This is a genomic window from Streptococcus mitis (assembly GCF_003942685.1).
Classification (GTDB): domain Bacteria; phylum Bacillota; class Bacilli; order Lactobacillales; family Streptococcaceae; genus Streptococcus; species Streptococcus mitis_CD.
Map to the genome: position 1 here is coordinate 1 of NZ_RJNR01000007.1, position 26150 is coordinate 26150.

The window sequence follows — 26150 nt, forward strand, 5'->3', positions numbered from 1 at the left end:
GAAGAACGGTTTTCTTGGTTTGAATAGATATTCAATTTTGAGTAGGTATTACTCAGAGTTAAGTGACGATAGCCTAGGAGATACACCTGTACCCATGCCGAACACAGAAGTTAAGCCCTAGAACGCCGGAAGTAGTTGGGGGTTGCCCCCTGTGAGATATGGAAGTCGCTTAGCTCTAGGGAGTTTAGCTCAGCTGGGAGAGCATCTGCCTTACAAGCAGAGGGTCAGCGGTTCGATCCCGTTAACTCCCATTTAAGCGGGTGTAGTTTAGTGGTAAAACTACAGCCTTCCAAGCTGTTGTCGCGAGTTCGATTCTCGTCACCCGCTTTGAACTTTGTTCAATTACCAAGTTTTTTAACTTGGGCGCGTAGCTCAGGTGGTTAGAGCGCACGCCTGATAAGCGTGAGGTCGGTGGTTCGAGTCCACTCGTGCCCATAAAGTTTGGTCCGTTGGTCAAGGGGTTAAGACACCGCCTTTTCACGGCGGTAACACGGGTTCGAATCCCGTACGGACTATTTTGGAGGATTACCCAAGTCCGGCTGAAGGGAACGGTCTTGAAAACCGTCAGGCGTGTAAAAGCGTGCGTGGGTTCGAATCCCACATCCTCCTTTTGTATTAACGCGGGATGGAGCAGCTCGGTAGCTCGTCGGGCTCATAACCCGAAGGTCGTAGGTTCAAATCCTGCTCCCGCAATAAGGCTCGGTAGCTCAGTTGGTAGAGCAATGGATTGAAGCTCCATGTGTCGGCGGTTCGATTCCGTCTCGCGCTAATAAAATTATGGCGGGTGTGGTGAAGTGGTTAACACACCAGATTGTGGCTCTGGCATGCGTGGGTTCGATCCCCATCACTCGCCTATTTTATATTATTGGGGTATAGCCAAGCGGTAAGGCAAGGGACTTTGACTCCCTCATGCGTTGGTTCGAATCCAGCTACCCCAGTTACTATTTGCCGGCGTGGCGGAATTGGCAGACGCGCTGGACTCAAAATCCAGTGTCCGCAAGGACGTGCCGGTTCGACCCCGGCCGCCGGTATAGTATAGAGTTAAGGAACGTTGTAAATCTTCGTTCCTTTTTTATATTATTTTTGCTATAATAATAGTTATTTAAATTTTATTTAGATTATGAAAGTGTAGGGAAGTATGTCTCGTTCTATCGATTTATTAAAACATCGGTATTTGAAAAATATTAAAGAAAATCCTGAATTGTTTGTCGGGATTGAGCTGGAATATCCTGTTACAAATCTAGAAGGGGATGCTACAGATGTTGAAGTTATCAAGCACTTATTCCGATATTTAGTTTCTGCTTTGGATTTAACTGTAGAAAAGGTTGATGATTTTGGAAATCCTATTCAGTTAGTTGATCCAGTAAGTCAGGATGCTATTTTATTTGAAGTTTCCTATACCACGATAGAGTTTGCATTTGGTAAGGCTGAAACGATACAAGAAGTTGAAGAACGTTTTAGTATTTATATGGAAGCAATCCAGAAGAAGTTAGCTGAATCAAATCATGCTATTGTTGGCTGTGGCATTCATCCTAACTGGGATAAAAATAAGAATTGTCCAGTTGCTTATCCACGTTATCAAATGTTGATAGACTATTTGAGTTTGAGTAGGAATGTGACTGAGTCAGACTTACATCAATTCCCTGAATATGGTGCTTTTATCTGTGGGAGTCAGGTTCAGTTAGATGTTTCAAAGTCTAACTATTTACGGGTAATTAATGCTTTTACCCAAATTGAAGCAGTGAAGGCTTATTTATTTGCAAACTCTGAGTTTACAGGTGCAGATTGGGATACAAAAATCTCAAGAGATATTTTCTGGGAAGAATCTATGCATGGTATCTATCCAGAGAATGTTGGTGTCAATGCTAGTCTCTTTAAAGATGAGGATGATTTTTTTGATTATCTAGATCATTCTGCAATTTTTACTGCGGAACGTGATGGACAAACCTATTATTTTTATCCGATTCAGGCTAGGGACTATTTGGCTATACCTGAAATCCAAGCATATGCGCTTAATGGGGATGAGATTATTATTTATCCTCAAGAGAAGGATTTTGAAACCCATCGTAGTTATCAGTACCAAGACTTAACGACTCGCGGAACAGTTGAGTTTCGTAGTGTGTGTACTCAACCTCTAGATAGAACCTTCGCTTCAGCAGCTTTTCACTTGGGACTGTTAGTTAATTTAGATAAGTTAGAAGCTTATTTAGAAACAGCACCTTTCTTTAAAGAATTTGGGCGAAATTATAAGTTTTTAAGACGGCAATTTTCTAAGAAAAAGCTTACAGATGAGGAAGAAGCTGGGATTATTGAATTTTCCAAAGACTTACTCCTGCTAGCTGAGGAAGGACTGGAGATGAGAAATAAGCAAGAAACGATCTATTTACAGCCTTTGAAAGAAGAATTGGGCCTATAATTTCTCTTATAAAGGGAGAATTTTCTGAAAAATCATGATATAATGGAAGAGACTATAGATAAAGGATAGAGAGTAATGACATTAGTTTATCAATCAACGCGTGATGCCAACAATACAGTAACTGCTAGCCAAGCTATTTTGCAAGGTTTGGCGACGGACGGCGGTTTGTTTACACCGCTTACTTATCCAAAGATAGATTTGGACTTTGACAAATTGAAAGATGCTTCTTACCAGGAAGTTGCTAAGTTAGTTTTGTCAGCATTTTTAGATGACTTTACAGCTGAGGAGTTGGACTACTGTATCAACAATGCTTACGATAGCAAATTTGATACTCCAGCTATCGCACCATTAGTGAAATTAGACGGGCAATATAACTTGGAACTTTTCCATGGTTCAACAATTGCTTTTAAGGATATGGCCTTGTCTATCTTGCCATACTTTATGACAACAGCTGCTAAGAAGCATGGTTTGGAGAACAAGATTGTCATCTTAACAGCGACATCTGGTGATACTGGGAAAGCTGCTATGGCAGGCTTTGCGAATGTTCCTGGTACTGAGATTATCGTCTTTTATCCAAAGGATGGTGTCAGCAAGGTACAAGAGTTGCAAATGACCACTCAGACTGGTGACAATACTCATGTTATTGCTATTGATGGTAACTTTGATGATGCCCAAACGAATGTGAAGCATATGTTTAACGATGTGGCTCTTCGTGAGAAGTTGGCAGCCAACAAGTTGCAATTTTCATCGGCTAACTCTATGAATATTGGCCGTTTGGTGCCACAAATTGTCTACTATGTTTATGCCTACGCTCAGCTTGTTAAAACTGGTGAGATTGTAGCTGGTGAAAAGGTTAACTTCACGGTACCGACAGGAAACTTTGGAAATATCTTGGCTGCCTTTTATGCTAAGAAAATTGGTCTACCAGTTGGCAAATTAATCTGTGCTTCAAATGACAACAATGTTTTGACAGACTTCTTCAAGACACGTGTTTATGACAAGAAACGTGAGTTTAAGGTAACAACTAGCCCATCTATGGATATCCTAGTGTCTTCAAACTTGGAGCGCTTGATTTTCCATCTTTTGAGTAATGATGCGGTTAAGACAGCTGAACTCATGAATGCTTTGAATAGCCAAGGTCAATATGAGTTGACTAATTTTGATACAGAGATTCTTGACCTCTTTGCAGCTGAATATGCGACTGAGGAAGAAACGGCAGCAGAAATCAAGCGTGTTTATGAGTCAGATTCTTATATTGAGGATCCACATACGGCGGTTGCCTCAGCAGTGTATAAGAAATACCAAGCTGCTACTGGCGATGCGACTAAGACGGTGATTGCATCAACAGCGAGTCCATACAAGTTCCCAGTGGTTGCAGTAGAAGCTGTAACTGGAAAATCAGGGCTTGGTGACTTTGAAGCCTTGGCTCAATTACATGACATTTCAGGAGTGGCTGTGCCACCAGCAGTTGATGGCCTTGAAACAGCGCAAGTTCGTCATAAGACAACTGTTGCAGCAACAGACATGCAAGTAGCGGTTGAGGCTTATCTAGGACTTTAAGACAGAGGGAGTAAACTCGGTTGGGAAACCAACTGAGTTTCTTTTCATCAGGAGGAAGGATTGTTTAAGAAAAATAAAGACATTCTTAATATTGCCTTGCCAGCTATGGGCGAAAACTTTTTGCAGATGCTCATGGGGATGGTGGATAGTTACTTGGTAGCCCACTTGGGCTTGATAGCTATTTCGGGTGTATCAGTAGCTGGCAATATTATCACGATTTACCAGGCGATTTTCATCGCTCTGGGAGCTGCTATTTCCAGTGTTATTTCAAAAAGCATGGGGCAGAAAGACCAGTCGAAGTTAGCCTATCATGTGACTGAGGCCTTGAAGATTACCTTACTATTAAGTTTCCTTTTAGGAGCTTTGTCCATCTTCGCTGGGCAAGAGATGATAGGACTATTGGGAACGGAGAGGGCTGTAGCTGAGAGTGGTGGACTCTATCTATCTTTGGTAGGCGGATCGATTGTTCTCTTAGGTTTAATGACTAGTCTGGGAGCCTTGATTCGTGCAACACATAATCCACGTCTGCCTCTCTATGTTAGTTTTTTATCTAATGCCTTGAATATTCTTTTTTCAAGTCTAGCTATTTTTGTTCTGGATATGGGAATAGCTGGTGTTGCTTGGGGGACAATTCTGTCTCGTTTGATAGGTCTTGTGATTTTATGGTCGCAATTAAAGCTGCCTTTTGAGAAACCGACTTTTGGTTTAGATAAGGAACTATTGACCTTAGCTTTGCCAGCAACTGGAGAGCGGCTCATGATGCGGGCTGGAGATGTCGTTATCATTGCCTTGGTCGTTTCTTTTGGAACGGAGGCGGTGGCGGGAAATGCAGTCGGAGAAGTCTTGACTCAGTTTAACTACATGCCTGCCTTTGGCGTCGCTACGGCAACGGTCATGCTGGTGGCCCGAGCGGTTGGAGAGGATAATTGGAATAGAGTAGATAAGTTGAGTAAACAAACCTTTGGGCTTTCTCTGGTCCTCATGTTACCCTTGACCTTCAGTATCTATGCTTTGGGTATACCACTAACTCATCTCTATACGACTGATTCTCTAGCGGTGGAGGCTAGTGTTTTAGTGACACTTTTTTCACTACTTGGTACTCCTATGACGATAGGAACAGTCATCTATACAGCAGTCTGGCAGGGTTTGGGCAATGCTCGGCTTCCCTTTTATGCGACAAGTATAGGGATGTGGTGTATCCGCATTGGGACAGCCTATCTGATGGGGATTGTTCTTGGTTGGGGCTTGCCTGGTATTTGGGCCGGAACCCTTTTGGATAATGGTTTTCGTTGGTTATTTCTACGTTACCGTTATCAGCGTTATATGAGCTTGAAAGGATAGGAAATGCAAAAAACAGCTTTTATTTGGGATTTAGACGGGACTTTATTGGACTCTTATGAAGCGATTTTGTCAGGGATTGAGGAAACTTTTGGTCAGTTTGCTATTCCTTATGATAAGGAGAAGGTGAGAAAGTTTATCCTCAAGTATTCTGTGCAGAATTTGCTTGTACAAGTGGCAGAAGAGCGAAAGCTGGATGTGGAAGTGCTAAATCAAGTGCGTGCCCAGAGTCTGGCTGAGAAAAATGCTCAGGTAGTTTTGATGCCAGGTACGCGTGAGGTGCTAGCTTGGGCAGACCAAGCAGGAATTCAGCAGTTTGTCTATACTCATAAGGGGGACAACGCTTTTACCATTCTCAGAGACTTGGGTTTGGAATCCTATTTTACAGAGATTTTAACCAATCAAAGTGGTTTTGCGCGAAAGCCCAGTCCGGAAGCAGTCGCATATCTGATAGATGAGTATCAGTTGAATCTTGATAATACTTATTATATAGGGGATCGGACTATGGATGTGGAATTTGCCCAGAATAGTGGGATTCAAAGCATCAACTTTTTAGAGTCGTCTTATGAAGGCAATTACAGGATTCAAGCGTTAGCAGATATTCCTCTTATTTTTAAGGTTAAGTGATAAAAATATTGTGTCAGTTTTGTGACAGAGACCTAACAAACTATTTCAAGTAACCGAGTTTGTTACAAGGAATAGACAGTTCTGTTAAATAGGCCCGAGAGGGCTTTTTTTCTGCTTTTTTTGTGTTATCATAGACAGGTACTCATTTGAAAGGAATTTGAAAGAATGAAGAAAAGAATATTATTAGCCTCAACGGTAGCCTTGTCATTTGCCCCAGTATTGGCAACTCAAGCAGAAGAAGTTCTTTGGACTGCACGTAGTGTTGAGCAAATCCAAAACGATTTGACTAAAATGGATAACAAAACAAGTTATACCGTTCAGTATGGTGATACCTTGAGCACCATTGCAGAAGCCTTGGGTGTAGATGTCACAGTTCTTGCGAATTTGAATAAAATCACGAATATGGACTTGATTTTCCCAGAAACTGTTTTGACAACGACTGTCAATGAAGCAGAAGAAATAACGGAAGTTGAAATCCAAACACCTCAAGCGGCTTCTAGTGAAGAAGTGACAACTGCGACAGCAGATTTGACAACCAATCAAGTGACGGTTGATGATCAAACTGTTCAGGTTGCAGACCTTTCTCAACCGATTGCAGAAGCGCCAAAAGAGGTAGAAAATACAAGTACAAAAGAAGTAGCAACAAATTCAGAAGTTGCAGAGACAGTGACTGCTTCAGAAGAAGTGGCACCATCTACAGAGACTTCTGTCTCAGAGGAGCAAACAGCCGAAACAAGTAGTGCAGTTGCAGAGGCAGCTCCTCAGGCAACGACTCCAGCTGATAAGCATGAAATACAAGCAAGCCCTCAAGCTGAATCAGTAGTGGAAGCAACTACAACGCCAGTAGAAGAAAAAGCAACCGAAACAACTACAACAAGTTCAGAAGAAGTAAAAGAAGCCTCATCAAATGAAGCTACAACAGCAGTTTCTACTTATCAACCAGAAGAGACGAAAACAACTTCAGCAACTTACGCAGCTCCAGCAGCTCCAGATTATGCTGGACTTGCGGTAGCGAAATCTGAAAATGCAGGTCTTCAACCACAAACAGCTGCCTTTAAAGAAGAGATTGCCAACTTGTTTGGCATCACATCCTTTAGTGGTTACCGTCCAGGAGATAGTGGAGATCACGGAAAAGGTTTGTCTATCGACTTTATGGTACCAGAAAGCTCAGAACTAGGGGATAAGATTGCGGAATACGCTATTCAAAACATGGCCAGCCGTGGAATTAGTTACATTATTTGGAAACAACGTTTCTATGCTCCATTCGATAGCAAATATGGGCCAGCTAATACTTGGAACCCAATGCCAGACCGTGGTAGCGTGACAGAAAATCACTATGATCACGTTCATGTTTCAATGAATGGATAAACCAGACTTTGTAATATCATTTTGACGAATGAGATCTAGCTTTCATGATAGGAAGCGAGTCTCGTTCGTTTTTTGTTTATCAATTTGAATGGGAAGTTACCATCTTGTAATAATCCAAGCAACATTCTTGCAATCTATTTTAATTTATATTATACTTGATTAGTCAATTATTGATGAATCAATCGAAAAGAGAAAAGAAATGATGGAGATTCAAAATCTGCTTTATCAACTCCGCTTGTCTGAGCAAGCGAGTACGCAATTGTTTGAAAAAAGACTTGGGATTAGTTTGACACGGTATCAGATTTTATTATTTTTGCTGGAGAATTCTCCCTGTAATCAAATAGCGGTTCAGGAGCGTTTGAAGATTGATCAGGCCGCCTTGACACGACATTTCAAGATTTTGGAAAAGGAAGGTTTGGTGGAGCGTCATCGCAATCCTGAAAATCAGCGGGAAGTGTTGGTAGAAGCTACGAAGTATGCCAAGGAGCAGTTAGTGGTGAATCCACCTCTGCAGCATATCAAGGTTAAGCAAGAGATGGAAAGTATCTTAACAGAGTCTGAAAGAACAGAACTCAGCCGTTTAGTAAATAAATTGGTTTTGGGTATTGAAAATATAGAAATTTAAGGAGAAATAGATGTCAATTATGACAATCATTTTAGCAACGATTGTTGCTTTGGAGCATTTTTACATTTTTTATTTGGAAAGTATTGCAACGCAATCAGATGCGACTAGTCGTGTTTTTAAGATGGATAAGGAAGAACTGGCTCGTCCGTCAGTAACTTCATTGTTTAAAAATCAAGGAATCTATAATGCTCTGCTAGGAGTCTTTCTCTTGTATGGCATTTATTTCTCACAGAATTTAGAAATTGTGACTATTTTTGTCTTGTTTGTGATTGGTGCTGCGGCTTATGGCTCTCTCACAGCAGATAAAAAAATTATTTTAAAGCAAGGCGGACCAGCTATTTTTGCCTTGATTAGTATTTTACTTTTTAAATAAAATCAAAAGGTCAATCCTAGTCTCGCTAGTCCTTTTCACTCCAGAATAAGGGAAATATGTTATACTTGTTTTATTGTCGGAAAAAGAGTTTCATGGAATTGGTTGTAAGGAGTTAGAAATGAAAGTATTAGTGACAGGTTTTGAGCCCTTTGAAGGGGAAAAGGTCAATCCAGCTTTGGAAGCCATTAAAGGTTTACCAGCTGAAATCCATGGTGCGGAGGTTCGTTGGCTAGAAGTACCGACAGTCTTTCACAAATCGGCTCAAGTATTGGAAGAAGAGATGAACCGCTATCAACCGGACTTTGTCCTTTGTATCGGCCAAGCAGGTGGAAGGTCTAGCTTGACACCTGAACGAGTGGCCATTAACCAAGACGATGCACGCATTCCTGATAACGAAGGTAATCAGCCGATTGATCTTCCCATTCGCCCAGACGGTGCTCCGGCCTACTTTAGTAGTCTGCCGATTAAAGCGATGGTTCAAGCTATAAAAAAAGAGGGATTGCCGGCCTCTGTTTCCAATACTGCAGGGACTTTTGTCTGCAATCATTTGATGTATCAGGCCCTCTATTTGGCAGAAAAGAAATTTCCCCATGTTAAGGCAGGTTTTATGCACATTCCTTATATGATGGAACAGGTGGTGAATCGACCGACCACTCCAGCTATGAGTTTAGTGGACATTAGGCGAGGGATAGAAGCGGCAATCGGCGCCATCATCGAACATGGAGATCAAGACCTCAAGTTGGTAGGTGGAGAAACTCATTGATAGAAAAAAGCTTGAGGGGCCACCTTCAAGCTTTTGGACGTTTTCGAGCCAATACTGCTCGGTAAAAAATCATTTTATTGATTTGAATGTAGGGTAGGAGTGAGAAACTAGCAATCCCAAAAGTAATCCAATTGAGGAAGTACCAAGGAAGGAGTTGTAAGTCTAGGACAAAGCGCTGAAATTTGTAGCCTTTCATCAGGAAACGGCTGGTCTTAAGGATTTGTCCTGGTTTGGCTTGTCCTAAGTCTAGGGTGTCACAGAGGAGAAATTCTACCTGCGAATAGGCATAGTATTGTGGAATATAGAGACTATTTCCGACAATCATCAAGAGGATACTTGCTAGAAAGTAGAGACCAAATGTCATGAGGAAACGCTCGGTTTCAATTGACGTAAGATCCAGATTGGGAAACTCAGGATGAAGGGCAACGAATTTCTTTGCAAGAAAGCTACTGTAAAAGAGGAAGTAAATCCCGAGCAAACTAGGAATGCTCCATAAAAAGAGATAGAAGCGTTTGAGAAGGAGAGTTAAAAAGGTTTGTGAAAAGTGCTCTTCGTTAAAGAGAGTGAGACTATTTTTGACGGATAGTTCTGTATCTGGATTCTTGATGAGTTTCAGCGTTGTATAGACGGAACTGGTTAGAAGTATCGTCCCGATAAAGGAGACTAATAGTGGAAAAAGGTAAGCTTGGAATACATGACCAAGCACGCTTAAAAAGGGTTGCTCTAAAATAGACTCGTTGATACGCTCTAAGGGATTGAGGAAGCCAGACAAAATGACCAGCATGCTAGGTAAGAGATAGACGAGAAAGAGGCGGGGATTTTCAGATTGAAATTGTCTGGCCTGCAGACGAATGGTTTTTAAATCAATTTTTGGGTATTTCATTCTCTCATTATACCATAGTTCGTGACAGTTCCAGCTTTTTTTGATAAAATCATACAGTATGCCCTTGGGCACAAAGTATGAACTGGGACTGTCTTTCCCAGCTTCGGAGGTAAAAAATGTCAGATTCACCAATCAAATATCGTTTGATTAAGAAAGAAAAACACACAGGAGCTCGCCTGGGGGAAATCATCACTCCCCATGGTACCTTCCCAACACCTATGTTTATGCCAGTTGGGACACAAGCCACTGTCAAAACTCAGTCGCCTGAAGAATTGAAGGAGATGGGTTCGGGAATTATCCTGTCAAACACCTATCATCTCTGGCTTCGTCCTGGAGATGAACTCATCGCTCGCGCAGGTGGTCTCCACAAGTTCATGAATTGGGACCAGCCTATCTTGACAGATAGTGGTGGTTTCCAGGTTTATTCTCTAGCAGATAGCCGAAATATCACAGAAGAAGGAGTAACCTTTAAAAACCATCTCAATGGTTCTAAGATGTTCCTATCGCCAGAAAAAGCTATCTCTATTCAGAATAATCTAGCCTCAGACATCATGATGTCTTTTGACGAATGTCCCCAGTTTTATCAGCCTTATGACTACGTGAAGAAATCAATCGAGCGTACCAGTCGTTGGGCTGAGCGTGGTTTGAAGGCTCATCGTCGTCCGCATGACCAAGGATTATTTGGAATTGTGCAAGGGGCAGGATTTGAAGACCTGCGTCGCCAATCAGCTCATGACCTTGTCAGCATGGATTTCCCAGGTTATTCTATAGGTGGTTTGGCAGTGGGAGAAACCCACGAAGAGATGAATGCGGTTTTGGACTTTACAACCCAATTGTTGCCTGAAAACAAACCTCGCTATTTGATGGGTGTGGGAGCGCCAGATAGCTTGATTGATGGGGTGATTCGTGGAGTGGATATGTTTGACTGTGTCTTGCCGACTCGTATCGCTCGTAATGGGACTTGTATGACCAGTCAAGGTCGTTTGGTTGTCAAAAATGCTCAGTTTGCTGAGGACTTTACGCCACTGGATCCTGAGTGTGATTGCTACACATGTAAGAACTATACACGCGCTTATCTTCGTCACCTGCTCAAGGCTGATGAAACCTTCGGTATCCGCTTGACTAGCTACCACAATCTTTACTTCTTGCTTAACCTGATGAAGCAAGTGCGACAAGCCATCATGGATGACAATCTCTTGGAATTCCGTGAGTATTTTGTTGAAAAATATGGCTATAATAAGTCAGGCCGTAATTTTTAAACTGGAATTGATATAAGCTAAAAATCCTAAGTTTTCTCTTGGGATTTTTCTTCTTTTTTTGATAGAATAAAGTGTATAATGAAAGGGAGAATAAACTCGTATGCGCATTAAATGGTTTTCCTTGATTAGGATTACAGGTTTACTTTTGGTACTCTTGTATCATTTCTTTCAGACTATCTTTCCTGGAGGATTTTTCGGGGTAGATGTCTTTTTCACGTTTTCAGGCTTCCTGATTACGGCTCTACTCATCGAAGAATTTTCTAAAAATCATGAGATTGACTTGATAGGATTTTTTAGGAGACGCTTTTATCGGATTGTGCCACCTGTGGTGTTGATGGTCTTGGTAACCATGCCCTTTACCTTTCTAGTTCGCCAAGATTATGTGGCTGGAATTGGGGGTCAAATTGCGGGTGTCTTAGGCTTCATGACCAACTTCTATGAACTTCTAACAGGAGGAAGTTATGAATCTCAGTTCATTCCTCATTTGTTTGTTCATAATTGGAGCTTGGCTGTTGAGGTTCACTACTATATCCTCTGGGGCTTGGCAGTTTGGTTCTTATCCAAACAGGCTAAATCAAATGGTCAGTTGAAGGGAATGGTCTTTCTCTTGTCTGCTGCTGCCTTCTTGATCAGCTTCTTCTCTATGTTTATTGGTAGTTTTCTAGTAACTTCTTATTCTTCTGTTTACTTCTCCAGTTTAACTCATATCTATCCATTCTTTTTGGGAAGTGTGTTAGCAACGATTGTAGGCGTTCGTCAGACGACTTCCCTAGTTAAGCAATTGGATAAAATCTGGGATTTACGCAAGACCCTTTTGGTTTTTGGAGGAGGTTTTGGATTCTTACTCATTTTGACCTTCTTTGTCAAATTTACCTATCTCTTTGCCTATCTTATGGGCTTCTTGCTTGCCAGCCTTGCAGCCCTTGCTATGATTCTGGCGGCGCGTGTCTTACATGAAAAGACTCCTAACATGCAGGAGCCAAAGATGATCAGCTTTTTAGCGGATACTAGCTATGCGGTTTATCTTTTCCATTGGCCTTTCTATATCATTTTCTCACAGTTGACATCAAATCTTCTTGCTGTGTTACTGACTTTGTTTTTTTCTTATGGATTTGCCAGCCTGTCATTTTATGTGCTGGAACCTTGGATTGCGGGAAAGAACACACCTATTATACAAGCCCTTCGTCCCCTGCCTCATATTCACACAATCCTTGCAGCAAGTACTGGAATCTTGGCCTTCATTGTCTTCTTAGTAACTTTGCTGGCACCACAAGTGGGAGCTTTTGAGACAGACTTAACTGTCAATGGCTTGAAGCAAGCTGCAACAAATATTAGCCAGACCAAGGTGATGACAGAACGAGCAGAAGCTGATAGTTTAGGAATTGCTGATGGCACTATGTTAATTGGTGATTCGGTAGCACTAAGAGCTAATACAGCCTTGCAGACAGCCCTTCCTGGAGCACAGATTAATGCACAAGTCAGCAGAACAACCAAGACCGCCAACGAAATCATGCTCAACAATAGCCAGAATAAATTTCTACCAAAGATGGTGGTTATTGCAACTGGGGTAAATAATCCTGAAAATTACAAGGAAGACTGGGATAGTATCGTAAAAAATCTTCCTAAGGGCCACCATATGGTTTTGGTGACTCCTTATGAGGGAGATAAGACAAAAGAGACCTATGCAATCGTTGAGAAAGAGGCTGCCTATATGAGAGAATTGGCAGAGAAGACTCCTTACATCACGATAGCAGATTGGAACCAAGTTGCGAAAGAGCATCCAGAGATCTGGACTGGAACAGACCAAGTCCATTTTGGAAGTGACAATAGTAAGATTGAAGCAGGAGCTAAATTGTATGCAGATACCATTGCTACAGCCTTGCAAACAGCTCAAGACAAGCCAGTCAAATCAAAATAACTTGTATTAAAAAGAGAAGAGTTGGAGAAATCCAGCTCTTTTAAAATATCTCTAGAAAATAGGTCTATACCATTTACAAATGAATCAGAAAGGTTTATAATGTAATTGACATAATAAATATCAAAAGTAATCTTTTAAGGAGGTCATTATTATGCCTAATTACGTTAAAGCGGATCAGTTTTTCTATCCATTTGGCATTCGTCGCGGTGGGTACTTAGAACTTGTTGATGGCAAATTTGGGAAACATGTGGATCAAATTCCTGAAGGAGCAGAGGTTCTTGACTATACTGGTTATAGCATTGCACCAGGTCTTGTGGATACTCATATTCATGGATATGCAGGTGTAGATGTGATGGACAACAACATTGAAGGTACATTGCATACTATGAGTGAAGGACTTCTTAGTACCGGTGTTACCAGTTTCTTGCCCACAACTTTAACAGCCACTTATGAGCAATTGCTTGCAGTCACTGAAAATCTTGGAAACCATTATAAAGAAGCAACAGGTGCTAAGATTCGTGGGATTTATTATGAAGGTCCATATTTCACAGAAACTTTTAAGGGGGCACAAAATCCAACTTATATGAGAGACCCGGGTGTTGAGGAGTTTCATTCTTGGCAGGATGCTGCAAAAGGGATGCTAAATAAAATCGCTATTGCACCAGAACGTGATGGGGTGGAAGATTTTGTACGTACTATTACAGGTGAAGGTGTGACAGTTGCACTTGGACACTCAGATGCGACATTTGAACAAGCTAAGAAGGCAGTTGATGCTGGAGCTAGTGTATGGGTACATGCCTATAATGGGATGCGTGGTTTAACACACCGCGAACTAGGTATGGTAGGAGCTATGTATGAGCTCCCACATACTTACGCAGAATTGATTTGTGATGGTTATCACGTAGATCCAAAAGCCTGCGAAATTCTTATCAAACAAAAAGGAACTGAAAATATTGCTCTTATCACAGACTGTATGACAGCGGGTGGATTGGAAGACGGCGACTACATGTTGGGAGAATTCCCAGTTGTCGTTGCAAATGGAACTGCTCGTCTCAAATCTACAGGTAACTTGGCAGGTTCTATTCTCAAACTCAAAGACGGTTTGAAGAATGTGGTTGACTGGAACATTGCCTCTCCACACGAAGCAGTTATGATGGCAAGCTTCAACCCAGCTAAATCCGTTCATATTGACGATGTCTGTGGTCAAATCCGTGAAGGCTATGACGCGGACTTTATCGTACTAGATAAAGATTTGGAATTGGTAGCAACCTATCTAGATGGCGTGAAACGTTATCAAGCATAAGATAGAAAGTAGAAGTTAAAGACTGATTTCTTTTCAGGTTTTATAAAGAATAAATTGCACCCCAAAAGTTAGATTTTTTCCGACTAACTTTCGGGGTGTTTTCGTTATGTGTAAAACAGAACTAAATTCACTAGGTAAATTATTCATCTAACTTTTTTGGGGGAGTACTGTTGTGAGGATTTTTTAATTTCCTTAAATGAGTAGTAAGAATACAAATAAGAAAATTCTTTGTTGTCTTAAAGTGGCTTCCTTTTGTCTTTAGAAAACACCTCTAAGTATGGTAAAATAGTAGGAGAATAATGTGAGGAAAATGAATGTCAAATAGTTTTGAAATTTTGATGAATCAATTGGGGATGTCTGCTGAGATGAGACAGGATCCTGCTTTATCACAGGCTGATATTGAGCGAGTTGTGCTTCATAAAATTAGTAAGGTATGGGAGTTTCATTTCGTATTTTCTAATATTTTACCGATTGAAATCTTTTTAGAAATAAAGAAAGGTTTGAGGGAAGAGTTTTCTAAGACAGGCAATAAAGCTGTTTTCGAAATCAAGACTCTATCTCAAGAATTTTCAAATCAACTCTTGCAGTCCTACTATAGAGAGGCTTTTTCTGAAGGGCCATGTGCTAGTCAAGGTTTTAAGTCTCTTTATCAGAATTTGCAAGTTCGTGCGGAGGGCAATCAACTCTTTATTGAAGGCTCTGAGGCGATTGATAAGGAACATTTTAAGAAGAATCATCTTCCTAATTTAGCCAAACAGCTTGAAAAGTTTGGTTTTCCAACTTTTAATTGTCAAGTAGAGAAAAATGATGTGCTGACCCAAGAGCAGGAAGAGGCCTTTCATGCTGAAAATGAGCAGATTGTTCAAGCGGCCAATGAGGAAGCACTCCGTGCTATGGAACAACTAGAACAGATGGCACCTCCTCCAGCGGAAGAGAAACCAGCCTTTGATTTTCAAGCCAAAAAAGCTGCAGCTAAACCCAAGCTGGACAAGGCGGAGATTACTCCTATGATCGAAGTGACAACGGAGGAAAATCGTCTGGTCTTTGAAGGGGTTGTTTTTGATGTAGAGCAAAAAGTGACCAGAACAGGGCGTGTTTTAATCAATTTTAAAATGACGGACTATACTTCAAGTTTTTCTATGCAAAAGTGGGTTAAGAATGAGGAAGAGGCTCAGAAGTTTGATCTCATTAAAAAGAATTCTTGGCTCCGAGTCCGTGGGAATGTGGAGATGAATAACTTCACACGCGATTTGACTATGAACGTGCAGGATGTACAGGAAGTTGTTCACTATGAACGGAAGGATTTGATGCCAGAAGGTGAGCGTCGGGTTGAGTTTCATGCTCATACTAACATGTCGACCATGGATGCTCTACCAGAGGTTGAAGAAATCGTTGCGACAGCTGCTAAGTGGGGACACAAGGCGGTTGCCATCACGGACCATGGAAATGTCCAGTCCTTCCCACACGGCTATAAGGCGGCTAAGAAAGCGGGAATCCAGCTGATCTATGGGATGGAAGCCAATATCGTGGAGGACCGTGTCCCTATCGTCTATAACGAAGTGGAGATGGACTTGTCCGAAGCAACCTATGTGGTCTTTGACGTGGAAACGACGGGGCTTTCAGCTATCTATAATGATTTGATTCAGGTTGCGGCCTCTAAGATGTACAAGGGGAATGTTATTGCTGAATTTGATGAATTTATCAATCCTGGACATCCCTTGTCAGCTTTTACTACTGAGTTGACTGGAATTACAGATGACCATGTCAAAAATGCCAAACCACTGGAACAAGTTTTGCAAGAATTCCAAGAATTCTGCAAGGATACGGTCTTAGTTGCCCACAATGCGACCTTTGACGTTGGCTTTATGAATGCCAATTATGAGCGTCATGGTCTGCCAAAGATTAGTCAGCCAGTTATTGATACGCTGGAGTTTGCTAGAAATCTCTATCCTGAGTATAAACGTCATGGTTTGGGGCCTTTGACCAAGCGTTTTGGTGTGGCTTTGGAACATCACCACATGGCCAACTACGATGCGGAAGCGACTGGTCGTCTGCTCTTTATCTTTATCAAAGAGGTGGCAGAAAAACATGGTGTGACCGATCTAGCTAGACTCAACATTGATTTGATTAGTCCAGATTCTTATAAAAAAGCTCGGATCAAGCATGCGACCATTTATGTCAAAAATCAAGTAGGGCTAAAAAATATCTTTAAGCTGGTTTCTCTGTCTAATACCAAGTATTTTGAAGGGGTGCCTCGGATTCCGAGAACAGTTTTAGATGCCCATCGGGAAGGTTTGATTTTAGGTTCAGCTTGCTCTGAAGGTGAAGTTTTTGATGCAGTCGTTTCCCAAGGTGTGGATGCGGCGGTTGAGGTGGCCAAGTATTATGACTTTATCGAGGTCATGCCACCAGCTATCTATGCTCCCTTGATTGCCAAGGAGCAGGTCAAGGATATGGAAGAACTCCAGACCATTATCAAAAGTTTGATAGAAGTTGGAGACCGTCTTGGTAAGCCCGTTCTGGCTACGGGAAATGTCCACTATATCGAACCGGCAGAAGAGATTTACCGTGAAATTATCGTCCGTAGTTTGGGACAGGGGGCTATGATTAACCGAACTATCGGTCATGGGGAACATGCTCAACCCGCTCCTCTTCCGAAGGCTCATTTTCGAACGACTAATGAAATGTTGGATGAATTTGCTTTCTTGGGAGAGGAACTGGCACGTAAATTGGTTATTGAAAACACCAATGCCTTGGCAGATATCTTTGAACCTGTTGAGGTTGTTAAGGGTGATTTGTACACACCTTTTATCGATAAGGCTGAAGAAACAGTCGCTGAGTTGACCTATAAGAAAGCCTTTGAGATTTATGGAAATCCGCTACCAGATATCGTTGATTTGCGAATTGAAAAAGAATTGACTTCCATTTTGGGGAATGGATTTGCCGTGATTTATCTGGCTTCCCAGATGCTGGTGCAACGTTCTAATGAACGGGGCTACTTGGTTGGTTCTCGTGGGTCTGTCGGATCTAGTTTCGTTGCGACCATGATTGGGATTACAGAGGTCAATCCTCTCTCTCCTCACTATGTCTGTGGTCAGTGTCAGTACAGTGAGTTTATCACCGATGGTTCTTACGGTTCAGGATTTGATATGCCCAATAAGGACTGTCCTAAATGTGGTCATAAACTCAGTAAAAACGGACAGGATATTCCGTTTGAAACCTTCCTTGGTTTTGATGGAGACAAGGTTCCTGATATTGACTTGAACTTCTCGGGAGAAGATCAGCCTAGTGCTCACTTGGATGTACGTGATATTTTTGGTGAGGAATATGCCTTCCGTGCAGGAACAGTTGGTACGGTGGCTGCCAAGACCGCTTATGGATTTGTCAAGGGCTATGAGCGAGATTATGGCAAGTTTTATCGTGATGCAGAGGTGGAACGTCTAGCCCAGGGAGCTGCTGGTGTCAAACGAACGACAGGACAACACCCAGGGGGAATCGTTGTTATTCCTAACTACATGGATGTCTATGATTTTACGCCTGTCCAGTATCCAGCAGATGACGTGACGGCTGAATGGCAGACCACTCACTTTAACTTCCATGATATCGATGAGAACGTCCTCAAACTTGATGTATTGGGACATGATGATCCGACCATGATTCGGAAATTGCAGGACTTGTCTGGGATTGACCCTAATGAAATCCCTATGGATGACGAAGGCGTGATGGCCCTCTTTTCAGGGACTGATGTGCTAGGTGTGACTCCTGAGCAAATCGGAACGCCGACGGGTATGCTGGGGATTCCAGAGTTTGGGACCAACTTTGTACGTGGGATGGTAGACGAGACGCATCCGACGACTTTTGCGGAGTTGCTTCAGTTGTCAGGGTTGTCCCACGGTACCGATGTTTGGCTGGGCAATGCCCAAGATTTGATTAAACAGGGAATTGCGGACCTATCAACCGTTATCGGTTGTCGGGACGACATCATGGTTTACCTCATGCATGCTGGCCTCGAGCCTAAGATGGCCTTTACCATCATGGAACGGGTACGTAAGGGCTTGTGGCTCAAGATTTCCGAAGAGGAACGCAATGGCTATATCGAAGCCATGAAGGCTAATAAGGTGCCAGAGTGGTATATCGAATCCTGTGGGAAAATTAAGTACATGTTCCCTAAAGCCCATGCGGCAGCCTACGTTATGATGGCCTTGCGTGTAGCTTACTTCAAGGTTCACCATCCCATTTATTACTACTGTGCTTATTTCTCAATCCGTGCTAAGGCTTTTGATATCAAGACCATGGGTGCAGGTTTGGATGCTATCAAGCGCAGAATGGAAGAAATCGCTGAAAAACGGAAGAACAATGAAGCCTCTAATGTGGAAATTGATCTCTATACAACTCTTGAGATTGTCAATGAAATGTGGGAACGTGGTTTCAAGTTTGGGAAGTTAGACCTCTACCGTAGTGATGCGACTGAATTCATCATTGACGGAGATACACTGATTCCACCATTTGTCGCTATGGATGGTCTGGGAGAGAACGTTGCTAAGCAGTTGGTGCGAGCGCGTGAAGAGGGAGAATTCCTCTCTAAAACAGAATTACGCAAGCGTGGTGGACTCTCATCAACCTTGGTTGAAAAGATGGATGAGATGGGTATTCTTGGAAATATGCCAGAGGATAATCAGTTGAGTTTGTTTGATGAGTTGTTTTAAATAAAACTAGAAAAATAGCAATGCTTTTAAAAAGTTAAAGCTGGTAAGATTAACTATTTTGATTGAGGGGGCTTGAAAATGATGGGAATTGAGGACTTTGGAGTGTGTGATAGAATCAGAATTTGTTAACTAGCTTGATGACTTTAGGAATATTGATATATTTGTAGTGGTTGTTTTCTAAAGGCTATTATTTTAAAAGTGGAGTAAGATACAAGAGAAATTAATAGAGTTGAAGGATAAAGTAATGAAGTATGATAGGCGAAATGCCACCTCAAGTTGGAGTGGGTATAACCATCAAGGAAAAGTTGGGATATTTTTGGCACTAACTGAACTTAGAAAACTTGTAGAAAAAGAGGAAGACTATAGCTCATATGAATTAATCCTTGAAAAAAATGGCGGTGAAGATGTTGAGATTTTTCAAGCTCAAACAGTAGTATCAAGACATCAAGTAAAAGCCAAAAAAGCTGGAAAGTATCCGAATGATTATGCTAATGTTAGAACAATAAATTCTAGACTTCATCCTACAGGATATCAAACCTCGGGTACGAACAGAAATAATAGATTTTTACATGTAATTTGTGAAGTTCGAGGCTGGGATATGGATAAGCAAACATTTCAGCAAACATATAAAAGAGCAGCTTATGTCCCTAATCAGAGTCAAGTTCAACTATATACCTATCCTGATGGTAAAAAATATTGTGATTTAGTAGTAGACAATCAATCGCCTATTGATAATTTTTGCAAAAATGAAATCAAGGAGATTTTGAAATTTTCTAAAAGTTCTTTAGTAGATGATATTGAACATATAGAGGAGACACTGTCTGAGATTAAAGATTTAATTTCTAGACAGATTGTGCAATCACATAGTAATGGGAATGGTGCCTATTCGGTAATATCTTTTCAAGAGATTTTCAACATCATTACTTCGCAAGCGAAGCGCCAGAGACAATCTATTAGGAGAGCAAAGTTAAGTCTTGAAATGTATTGGAATAACATTGTTGAAGATGATGTTGATACGACTGTTATAAATCAAATATTAAATTTACCTGATGACAAATTTGAACAATTGCTGACTGACTTGCATCCAGATGGCGATATTTCTGGTTCAAAAAGGCTGAACGATATTGGTAGATTAATTGATGAAATTAGCATTGAATATATTTTATATAATTTTCTTAAAACTTGTAAACAAGAAAGGCTTTCGTTAGACAGTTTACGGTATAATTTAAATCATGAGTCGCTTAGACTTAGCATGATTCATGCTCCTAAGGGCGCAGAGAGTAGAGTTCGAGATAAAATTATGACTAATGAAAGCTTTATAAGAGCTAGCTTTGATACTGACTATTTGATTAATCTGTGTATCAATGGAAAAAAGTTTTTTGAAGAGAAGCCAATTCATGAAGATGGAAAAGAAAAGTTGCTTGCAGGAGCCCTTGGAGAGGAAAAAAATATAATATTTTCAAATAATTTAGAATATATTGATTATGTGAATACTGTTGAAAAATTGAAAGAGGATTGAAATGAATAGTTTTTTGCAACAGATCTTAGGACAACATAATTTTCATAAATGTGATGAACATTTGGAATTGTGGGGAGGGGACGGAAATGAATTTTTCCTTATTCAAGAATATAATAGGGAGGATTTTAAATCTAGTAGCGAAGGAGGGGAAGATTTTTTTACTTGTGAGCAAACAAATAAGTTGATATCTTGCTTTGAAAAACTTAATGATAATAAAATTAAGAAAAATACCTCCTTATTTGTAACCATAAAAGTTGATGAACTGAAGCAATCATATGAAAGTCTTAGAAGTATGATTATGAAAGTTGAAGAAGATGAATATTATTTTAGAAAGTATGTCATATTATATACCGAGGAAGGATTGAGTAGACTGAACTCAAATATTGAAGATTTGCTAAATTATATTCAGTCTACTTCTCCTGAGGGTGAGTATTTATTTGATAAATTTGAGAGTGATATGTTTTTTGATACTTCTTATTTTATTGCTATGCAACTAATTATTAAATTACCATTTGTTTCTCTTCATCATTCTGATAATCATTTTGAGATAGTTGAAAATAAAATCCAATCACGAATTGAAATGGAAGGGCTAAATGATCATAAAAAGCAGGTAGATGATATTTTAGAAATTTTTAGTGGAGTTGATATTAGGAAACAACTTGAAGATGAAGCTAGTGGTTTGCTGGATAGCTTAAATCAAATTTTAGGAGACTGAACTTGTGAAGATTAGGAAAATTTTACTTTATAATTTCAAGAACTTTAGAAATGAAACAGTTATTGATTTTAGTGATGGAATAACATTTTTAGTGGGACCAAATGGATATGGTAAAACAACAATTTTTGATGCAATTGAGTTAGGGTTAACTGGTAATCTTTCTCGCATTAATAAAGTTACTGCTGAAAATATCGTATATAATAAGCCGTTCTTTCAGAATGAAATTGGTCAGCCGGTAATTATAAAATTGTGGCTAGAAAAAATGAATGGTGACCAACTTGTAATTGTAAGAAAATTAGTAAATAGTTCTACTGATAGTAGCAACTTATTTGCACCTTTGAAGTCTGCCAGTCAGTTTATGTTATTTAGACAAGTGGAAGTAAGCGAGACAAATTTTAGTTCTATAGGTAATACTAGTCTGGAAGAGATTACTCAAAGTTCTATTGATGCATTTTTAGGTATTAATGAGAAATATGAGATAGAAAAAATTTTTAATCTATTTAATTATATTCAACAGGAAGAAACAACCTTCTTTCTAAAGCGAACAGAACAAGAAAGAGGCGATAGTTTATCTTTTTTAGTAAAAACGGATAAAGTAGAGAAGAAAATAAAAGATATTAATACCGTAACAAACGTTATTAATAGAAAGATTAGTGATTTAGAGGGACAATTAAAAAACTTAAAACAGCAAGAACTATCGGATGTCCCTTATCATAGATTATTTAATCATAAGGAATTTGTATTTGATGTTGAAACCCCTTTTTCTATTGCTAATCTGGACAAATTATTAACTTATCAAAATACGTTACAAAATATTATTGATTTTAAGAAGAATTTCTCGATAGAGGAGTATAGTAGAAAGACGGAAAGAGATAAAAGAAAAAAAGATATTACTGGTGATAGGGCTATTAACCAAGTATTATATTTTTCAATGTTATCTCCAAATATTCTTAAATCAAATTCTCAATGGCTGTGGGAAAAGTATTCATTAGACAATCCATTATTATTTGAATATGTGCTTTTAGAGAATTACCTAAAATCATATGAGAGTGTTGTTCATGATTGCAATCGAAGGAAGCAACTAAATACCTACTTGACTAATTTATCAGCGGATATTACTGAGATGACAGAACAGTCCATTACTTATACTCAAAATGATAGATTATCAGGTGATTTTGAATTGCTTCAAATACAAGTGGTTAAATTCCAAAGTCTGAGGAATAATGCTAGCCAAGTAGACAAAAATTTAAGTGAACTACGACAATTAAGGAGTAACTTAGGCAATAAGTTTGACGAGTTGAGACATCGACATATTGATGAAAACAAATGTCCATTCTGTAATTCACAGTTCCAAACATTTGAAGAATTGAAGCAAGCTTATGATAGTTATAAAAATTATCTAACTGAAATTTCGTCTCAAAGTAGTCTGCAATTGCAAGAAGCTCAATTATTGCTGAATGAACGGATCCAGCAACTGAAGCAGAAAATCATTGATGAAATAAATAGCCTTTCAATAGATGTAGATAAAAATTTATTAGATAGGTTACAAGAATTAAAAAATTCGTATCAAAGTTATTCTCAAAATGTCGAAGGTTTTAAAACTTTTATTCAGTCGTACACAATTATGGTGCCATATGAGTTGGGAAGGTTAGAATTTAAAGACTATAACCAGCAGCACCAGTTAAACTGGCAAGAATTTCAATCTAAATTAGTAGTTGATGATGATGTTTACAGTTTGCTAGATAATAATAGTTTGGGAAATATAAAGGAAGAACTGGAGGTCTTAAGAGAAGAATTTCCTGAATTGCAGTTTGAAACATACCAATTAGAATCAAGTTCATATTCGAAGATAAATATGGCGATGATTGATAGTCGATTGCTTGAATTAAAAAATGCTATTTACTCGGCAGTTGATAATAACTATGCTATCAATGAGAATCTGATAGCAGACTCTGAGAACATATTTCCTACATATTTTCAAAGTAAAGTGGAAGTATTAGAGGATATTCGTATTGGAGATTTAGAGAATAAGAAACTTTATCTTGATAGACAGCATAAACTAGTTCAAAATCAGCAACTTCAAGATTTATCAAGTCAGATAGAAACATTGAGAATAACTGTGGAACGATTAGAAGAAATTAATACTATATATAAAGAAGAGGTAAAACAGTTCAAAATAGATATTGTTAAAAAGCTACGTATCCCATTCTTTATATACTCAGCAAAAATGTTACAAAATTATCAACAAGGTATGGGGATCTTCTTAACGCACAAGAAAACAACGAATAGTGATAGTGGAAAGGTAGCAATTATTAGATTTAAATCCGATACTAATAATGATCATGACGTAATGAATCAGCTGAGTACAGGGCAGTTGGCTGTTGTATCTCTAGCATTTACTCTTTCCTTGAATACAATGTTTAAGTTATCTGATAATCTTAACTTCTTAATGATAGATGATCCAGTTCAAGATATGGATGCTATGAATGTACTATCTTTTATTGAAATTTTACGTCATGGAATTATAGATAAGTATCAGATCATTTTATCAACTTATAGCGATTTTAATGCCTTGTTTATGGGTTATAAATTTGCAAATTCAAATTCGGAAGTAAATATAAAATATGAAAAGGTTAGTGACTTGCAAGGATAATATGTAAAATTCTTATTCTTTGTCTTGTTTTCTCTGTGGATCTTTTAGACTATTATAAGAATTAATTCGAAGAAGGCTAGTGTATATCTAATAGATTTACATTAGCCTTTTTTTTTGTTAAAATAATAAATAGAGAGAAGGTGAAAATATGTCAAAGACGAGCATGAGCATCCGTTTGGATAGTGAGGTTAAGGAGCAGGCCCAACAGGTTTTTAATAATCTGGGAATGGATATGACCACAGCTATCAATATTTTCCTTCGTCAGGCTATTCAATATCAGGGTTTGCCTTTTGATGTTAGGCTAGACGAGAATCGGAAGTTACTTGAGGTATTAACGGATTTAAATCAAAATCGTAATATGAGCCAATCTTTTGAATCAGTCTCTGACTTGATGGAGGACTTGCGTGCTTAAGATTCGTTACCATAAACAGTTTAAAAAAGATTTTAAGTTGGCTATGAAGCGTGGATTGAAAGCAGAGTTGTTAGAAGAAGTCTTACATTTTTTGGTTCAAGAAAAGGAGCTTCCTGCCAGATACCGTGACCATCAATTGACGACATCCAAGCATTTTCAAGGGGTTCGTGAATGCCATATTCAACCAGATTGGCTTTTGGTCTATAAAGTAGACAAATCGGAATTGATTTTAAACTTGCTGAGGACAGGCAGTCATAGTGATTTATTTTAATAAATTTTAAGGAGTTCAAGATGAAACTTAGAATTTTTGCGGAAGATAGGCCGGCTGAGAAGGTGTTTGAGTATCAATTAGACCTTGCTGATCAGACAATTCTTCTATCAACAGCACTCTTGTCAGGTGCTATTGCTTTAGCAGGATTATTCTCTGCTTTGAAAGAAAAATAAAAATAGAAAAGAGAAAATTACATGGTTTTACCAAATTTTAAAGAAAATCTAGAAAAATATGCGAAATTGTTGGTTGCAAATGGAATCAACGTGCAACCTGGTCACACTTTGGCTCTCTCTATCGATGTGGAGCAACGTGAGTTGGCGCATCTAATCGTGAAGGAAGCTTATGCTTTGGGTGCGCATGAGGTCATCGTTCAGTGGACAGATGATGTCATTAACCGTGAGAAATTCCTCCATGCGCCGATGGAGCGTTTGGACAATGTGCCAGAATACAAGATTGCTGAGATGAACTATCTTTTGGAGAACAAGGTTAGCCGTCTTGGAGTTCGTTCATCTGATCCAGGTGCCTTGAACGGTGTGGATGCTGACAAGCTTTCAGCTTCTGCTAAAGCTATGGGACTTGCCATGAAGCCAATGCGAATTGCAACTCAATCTAACAAGGTTAGTTGGACTGTAGCAGCCGCTGCTGGACTTGAATGGGCCAAGAAAGTCTTTCCACATGCTGCGAGCAACGAAGAAGCAGTCGATCTCCTTTGGGACCAAATCTTCAAAACTTGCCGTGTCTACGAAGAAGATCCTGTTAAGGCTTGGGAAGAGCATGCAGCTATCCTCAAGAGCAAAGCTGATATGCTCAATAAAGAGCAATTTTCAGCCCTTCACTACACAGCGCCAGGGACTGATTTGACACTTGGTTTGCCGAAGAACCACGTTTGGGAATCAGCTGGTGCTATCAATGCACAGGGCGAAGGATTCTTGCCAAATATGCCGACAGAGGAAGTCTTCACAGCGCCTGACTTCCGTCGTGCAGATGGTTATGTCACTTCTACAAAACCGCTTAGCTATAATGGAAATATCATCGAAGGAATTAAAGTAACCTTCAAGGATGGACAAATCGTGGATATTTCAGCTGAGAAGGGTGATCAGGTCATGAAAGACCTTGTCTTTGAAAATGCGGGTGCGCGTGCCTTGGGTGAATGTGCCTTGGTACCAGATCCAAGCCCAATTTCTCAGTCAGGCATTACCTTCTTTAACACCCTTTTCGATGAAAATGCGTCAAATCACTTAGCTATCGGTGCAGCCTATGCAACTAGCGTTGTTGGTGGAGCGGAGATGAGCGAAGAGGAGCTTGAAGCTGCGGGGCTTAACCGTTCAGATGTTCACGTAGACTTTATGATTGGTTCTAACCAAATGGATATCGATGGTATCCGTGAGGATGGGACGCGTGTACCACTCTTCCGTAACGGAGATTGGGCAAATTAAGGAGA

General features: G+C 39.8%; 20 protein-coding genes, 10 tRNA genes and 1 rRNA gene. 30 read left to right on the forward strand and 1 reads right to left on the reverse strand.

Annotation, left to right across the window (positions count from 1 at the left end; genetic code table 11):
- The first annotated feature begins 58 nt into the window (after positions 1-58).
- The 19 genes from rrf (at position 59) to pcp (ending at position 9070) form a co-directional block, all read left to right on the forward strand.
- Positions 59-174: ribosomal RNA gene (gene rrf / locus D8855_RS06060) — 5S ribosomal RNA — on the forward strand.
- A gap of 4 nt (positions 175-178) precedes the next feature.
- Positions 179-251, forward strand: a tRNA-Val gene (locus D8855_RS06065).
- A 5-nt stretch (positions 252-256) separates the two neighbouring features.
- Positions 257-327, forward strand: a tRNA-Gly gene (locus D8855_RS06070).
- Positions 328-361: 34 nt separating this feature from the next.
- Positions 362-435: transfer RNA gene (locus tag D8855_RS06075), tRNA-Ile, on the forward strand.
- 8 nt (positions 436-443) lie between these two features.
- Positions 444-515: transfer RNA gene (locus D8855_RS06080), tRNA-Glu, on the forward strand.
- A gap of 4 nt (positions 516-519) precedes the next feature.
- Positions 520-609 (forward strand) — tRNA-Ser (locus tag D8855_RS06085).
- 10 nt (positions 610-619) lie between these two features.
- A tRNA-Met gene (locus tag D8855_RS06090) sits at positions 620-693 on the forward strand.
- Between the two features lie 3 nt (positions 694-696).
- Positions 697-769: transfer RNA gene (locus tag D8855_RS06095), tRNA-Phe, on the forward strand.
- An 11-nt stretch (positions 770-780) separates the two neighbouring features.
- Positions 781-853 (forward strand) — tRNA-His (locus tag D8855_RS06100).
- Between the two features lie 13 nt (positions 854-866).
- Positions 867-938 (forward strand) — tRNA-Gln (locus D8855_RS06105).
- A gap of 9 nt (positions 939-947) precedes the next feature.
- Positions 948-1031: transfer RNA gene (locus tag D8855_RS06110), tRNA-Leu, on the forward strand.
- 107 nt (positions 1032-1138) lie between these two features.
- Positions 1139-2416 (forward strand): glutamate-cysteine ligase family protein, encoded by a 1278-nt coding sequence (locus tag D8855_RS06115; protein ID WP_125416557.1) that lies wholly within the window; start codon positions 1139-1141, stop codon positions 2414-2416.
- A gap of 75 nt (positions 2417-2491) precedes the next feature.
- Positions 2492-3976: a threonine synthase gene (gene thrC / locus D8855_RS06120; protein WP_125416559.1), complete on the forward strand. Its 1485-nt coding sequence runs from the start codon at positions 2492-2494 to the stop codon at positions 3974-3976.
- Between the two features lie 60 nt (positions 3977-4036).
- The gene (locus D8855_RS06125; RefSeq protein ID WP_125416561.1) at positions 4037-5317 is read left to right on the forward strand and encodes an MATE family efflux transporter; all 1281 of its coding nucleotides are present in this window, start codon (positions 4037-4039) and stop codon (positions 5315-5317) included.
- A 3-nt stretch (positions 5318-5320) separates the two neighbouring features.
- A complete protein-coding gene (locus D8855_RS06130) occupies positions 5321-5941 on the forward strand; it encodes an HAD family hydrolase (protein ID WP_125416563.1) in 621 nt (206 codons plus the stop codon).
- A 165-nt stretch (positions 5942-6106) separates the two neighbouring features.
- Positions 6107-7309 (forward strand): LysM peptidoglycan-binding domain-containing protein, encoded by a 1203-nt coding sequence (locus tag D8855_RS06135; RefSeq protein WP_125416565.1) that lies wholly within the window; start codon positions 6107-6109, stop codon positions 7307-7309.
- Between the two features lie 199 nt (positions 7310-7508).
- Entirely contained in the window at positions 7509-7934 is a 426-nt protein-coding gene (locus tag D8855_RS06140) for a MarR family winged helix-turn-helix transcriptional regulator (protein ID WP_185757569.1), read from the forward strand.
- Positions 7935-7944: 10 nt separating this feature from the next.
- Positions 7945-8307 carry a DUF1304 domain-containing protein gene (locus D8855_RS06145; protein WP_125416567.1) on the forward strand — a complete coding sequence of 121 codons (363 nt, stop codon included), beginning with the start codon at positions 7945-7947 and terminating at the stop codon, positions 8305-8307.
- Positions 8308-8425: 118 nt separating this feature from the next.
- The gene (gene pcp, locus D8855_RS06150; protein ID WP_125416569.1) at positions 8426-9070 is read left to right on the forward strand and encodes a pyroglutamyl-peptidase I; all 645 of its coding nucleotides are present in this window, start codon (positions 8426-8428) and stop codon (positions 9068-9070) included.
- A gap of 25 nt (positions 9071-9095) precedes the next feature.
- On the opposite strand, the gene D8855_RS06155 is transcribed toward pcp, so the two are convergent.
- Positions 9096-9953 carry a DUF975 family protein gene (locus tag D8855_RS06155; RefSeq protein ID WP_049551646.1) on the reverse strand — a complete coding sequence of 286 codons (858 nt, stop codon included), beginning with the start codon at positions 9951-9953 and terminating at the stop codon, positions 9096-9098.
- A gap of 116 nt (positions 9954-10069) precedes the next feature.
- Between D8855_RS06155 and tgt the strand changes: the two genes are divergently transcribed.
- The 11 genes from tgt (at position 10070) to D8855_RS06210 (ending at position 26145) form a co-directional block, all read left to right on the forward strand.
- Positions 10070-11212, forward strand: coding sequence for a tRNA guanosine(34) transglycosylase Tgt (gene tgt, locus D8855_RS06160; protein WP_125416571.1), 1143 nt, complete (start codon positions 10070-10072; stop codon positions 11210-11212).
- Between the two features lie 100 nt (positions 11213-11312).
- Positions 11313-13130, forward strand: coding sequence for an acyltransferase family protein (locus tag D8855_RS06165; protein WP_125416573.1), 1818 nt, complete (start codon positions 11313-11315; stop codon positions 13128-13130).
- Between the two features lie 151 nt (positions 13131-13281).
- Positions 13282-14433, forward strand: a complete 1152-nt coding sequence (gene nagA / locus D8855_RS06170) for an N-acetylglucosamine-6-phosphate deacetylase (protein ID WP_125416575.1) — start codon at positions 13282-13284, stop codon at positions 14431-14433.
- A gap of 314 nt (positions 14434-14747) precedes the next feature.
- Positions 14748-19139 (forward strand): PolC-type DNA polymerase III, encoded by a 4392-nt coding sequence (locus tag D8855_RS06175; protein ID WP_125416577.1) that lies wholly within the window; start codon positions 14748-14750, stop codon positions 19137-19139.
- Positions 19140-19368: 229 nt separating this feature from the next.
- Positions 19369-20658 (forward strand): ABC-three component system protein, encoded by a 1290-nt coding sequence (locus D8855_RS06180; RefSeq protein WP_239664900.1) that lies wholly within the window; start codon positions 19369-19371, stop codon positions 20656-20658.
- Position 20659: 1 nt separating this feature from the next.
- Positions 20660-21373 (forward strand): ABC-three component system middle component 1, encoded by a 714-nt coding sequence (locus tag D8855_RS06185; RefSeq protein ID WP_049487289.1) that lies wholly within the window; start codon positions 20660-20662, stop codon positions 21371-21373.
- A gap of 4 nt (positions 21374-21377) precedes the next feature.
- Positions 21378-24026 (forward strand): AAA family ATPase, encoded by a 2649-nt coding sequence (locus D8855_RS06190; RefSeq protein WP_049487290.1) that lies wholly within the window; start codon positions 21378-21380, stop codon positions 24024-24026.
- A 148-nt stretch (positions 24027-24174) separates the two neighbouring features.
- Positions 24175-24438 (forward strand): type II toxin-antitoxin system RelB/DinJ family antitoxin, encoded by a 264-nt coding sequence (locus D8855_RS06195; RefSeq protein ID WP_049487291.1) that lies wholly within the window; start codon positions 24175-24177, stop codon positions 24436-24438.
- Complete coding sequence (locus D8855_RS06200; RefSeq protein ID WP_049487292.1) at positions 24431-24709, forward strand: type II toxin-antitoxin system RelE/ParE family toxin; 279 nt, start codon at positions 24431-24433, stop codon at positions 24707-24709. The genes D8855_RS06195 and D8855_RS06200 overlap by 8 nt, the downstream gene beginning before the upstream one ends.
- 20 nt (positions 24710-24729) lie before the next feature.
- A complete protein-coding gene (locus D8855_RS06205) occupies positions 24730-24882 on the forward strand; it encodes a hypothetical protein (protein ID WP_049487293.1) in 153 nt (50 codons plus the stop codon).
- A 21-nt stretch (positions 24883-24903) separates the two neighbouring features.
- Positions 24904-26145, forward strand: a complete 1242-nt coding sequence (locus D8855_RS06210) for an aminopeptidase (RefSeq protein WP_049487294.1) — start codon at positions 24904-24906, stop codon at positions 26143-26145.
- Positions 26146-26150 lie beyond the last annotated feature (5 nt).

Excerpts from the sequence above, each read along its gene's own strand:
- nagA (WP_125416575.1), top strand. The coding sequence starts at position 13,282 with ATGCCTAATTACGTTAAAGCGGATCAGTTTTTCTATCCATTTGGCATT.
- D8855_RS06115 (WP_125416557.1), top strand. The coding sequence starts at position 1,139 with ATGTCTCGTTCTATCGATTTATTAAAACATCGGTATTTGAAAAATATT.
- D8855_RS06135 (WP_125416565.1), top strand. The coding sequence starts at position 6,107 with ATGAAGAAAAGAATATTATTAGCCTCAACGGTAGCCTTGTCATTTGCC.
- tgt (WP_125416571.1), top strand. The coding sequence starts at position 10,070 with ATGTCAGATTCACCAATCAAATATCGTTTGATTAAGAAAGAAAAACAC.
- thrC (WP_125416559.1), top strand. The coding sequence starts at position 2,492 with ATGACATTAGTTTATCAATCAACGCGTGATGCCAACAATACAGTAACT.
- D8855_RS06145 (WP_125416567.1), top strand. The coding sequence starts at position 7,945 with ATGTCAATTATGACAATCATTTTAGCAACGATTGTTGCTTTGGAGCAT.
- D8855_RS06175 (WP_125416577.1), top strand. The coding sequence starts at position 14,748 with ATGTCAAATAGTTTTGAAATTTTGATGAATCAATTGGGGATGTCTGCT.
- D8855_RS06130 (WP_125416563.1), top strand. The coding sequence starts at position 5,321 with ATGCAAAAAACAGCTTTTATTTGGGATTTAGACGGGACTTTATTGGAC.
- D8855_RS06205 (WP_049487293.1), top strand. The coding sequence starts at position 24,730 with ATGAAACTTAGAATTTTTGCGGAAGATAGGCCGGCTGAGAAGGTGTTT.
- D8855_RS06210 (WP_049487294.1), top strand. The coding sequence starts at position 24,904 with ATGGTTTTACCAAATTTTAAAGAAAATCTAGAAAAATATGCGAAATTG.
- D8855_RS06195 (WP_049487291.1), top strand. The coding sequence starts at position 24,175 with ATGTCAAAGACGAGCATGAGCATCCGTTTGGATAGTGAGGTTAAGGAG.
- D8855_RS06165 (WP_125416573.1), top strand. The coding sequence starts at position 11,313 with ATGCGCATTAAATGGTTTTCCTTGATTAGGATTACAGGTTTACTTTTG.
- D8855_RS06155 (WP_049551646.1), bottom strand. The coding sequence starts at position 9,953 with ATGAAATACCCAAAAATTGATTTAAAAACCATTCGTCTGCAGGCCAGA.
- D8855_RS06140 (WP_185757569.1), top strand. The coding sequence starts at position 7,509 with ATGATGGAGATTCAAAATCTGCTTTATCAACTCCGCTTGTCTGAGCAA.
- D8855_RS06185 (WP_049487289.1), top strand. The coding sequence starts at position 20,660 with ATGAATAGTTTTTTGCAACAGATCTTAGGACAACATAATTTTCATAAA.
- pcp (WP_125416569.1), top strand. The coding sequence starts at position 8,426 with ATGAAAGTATTAGTGACAGGTTTTGAGCCCTTTGAAGGGGAAAAGGTC.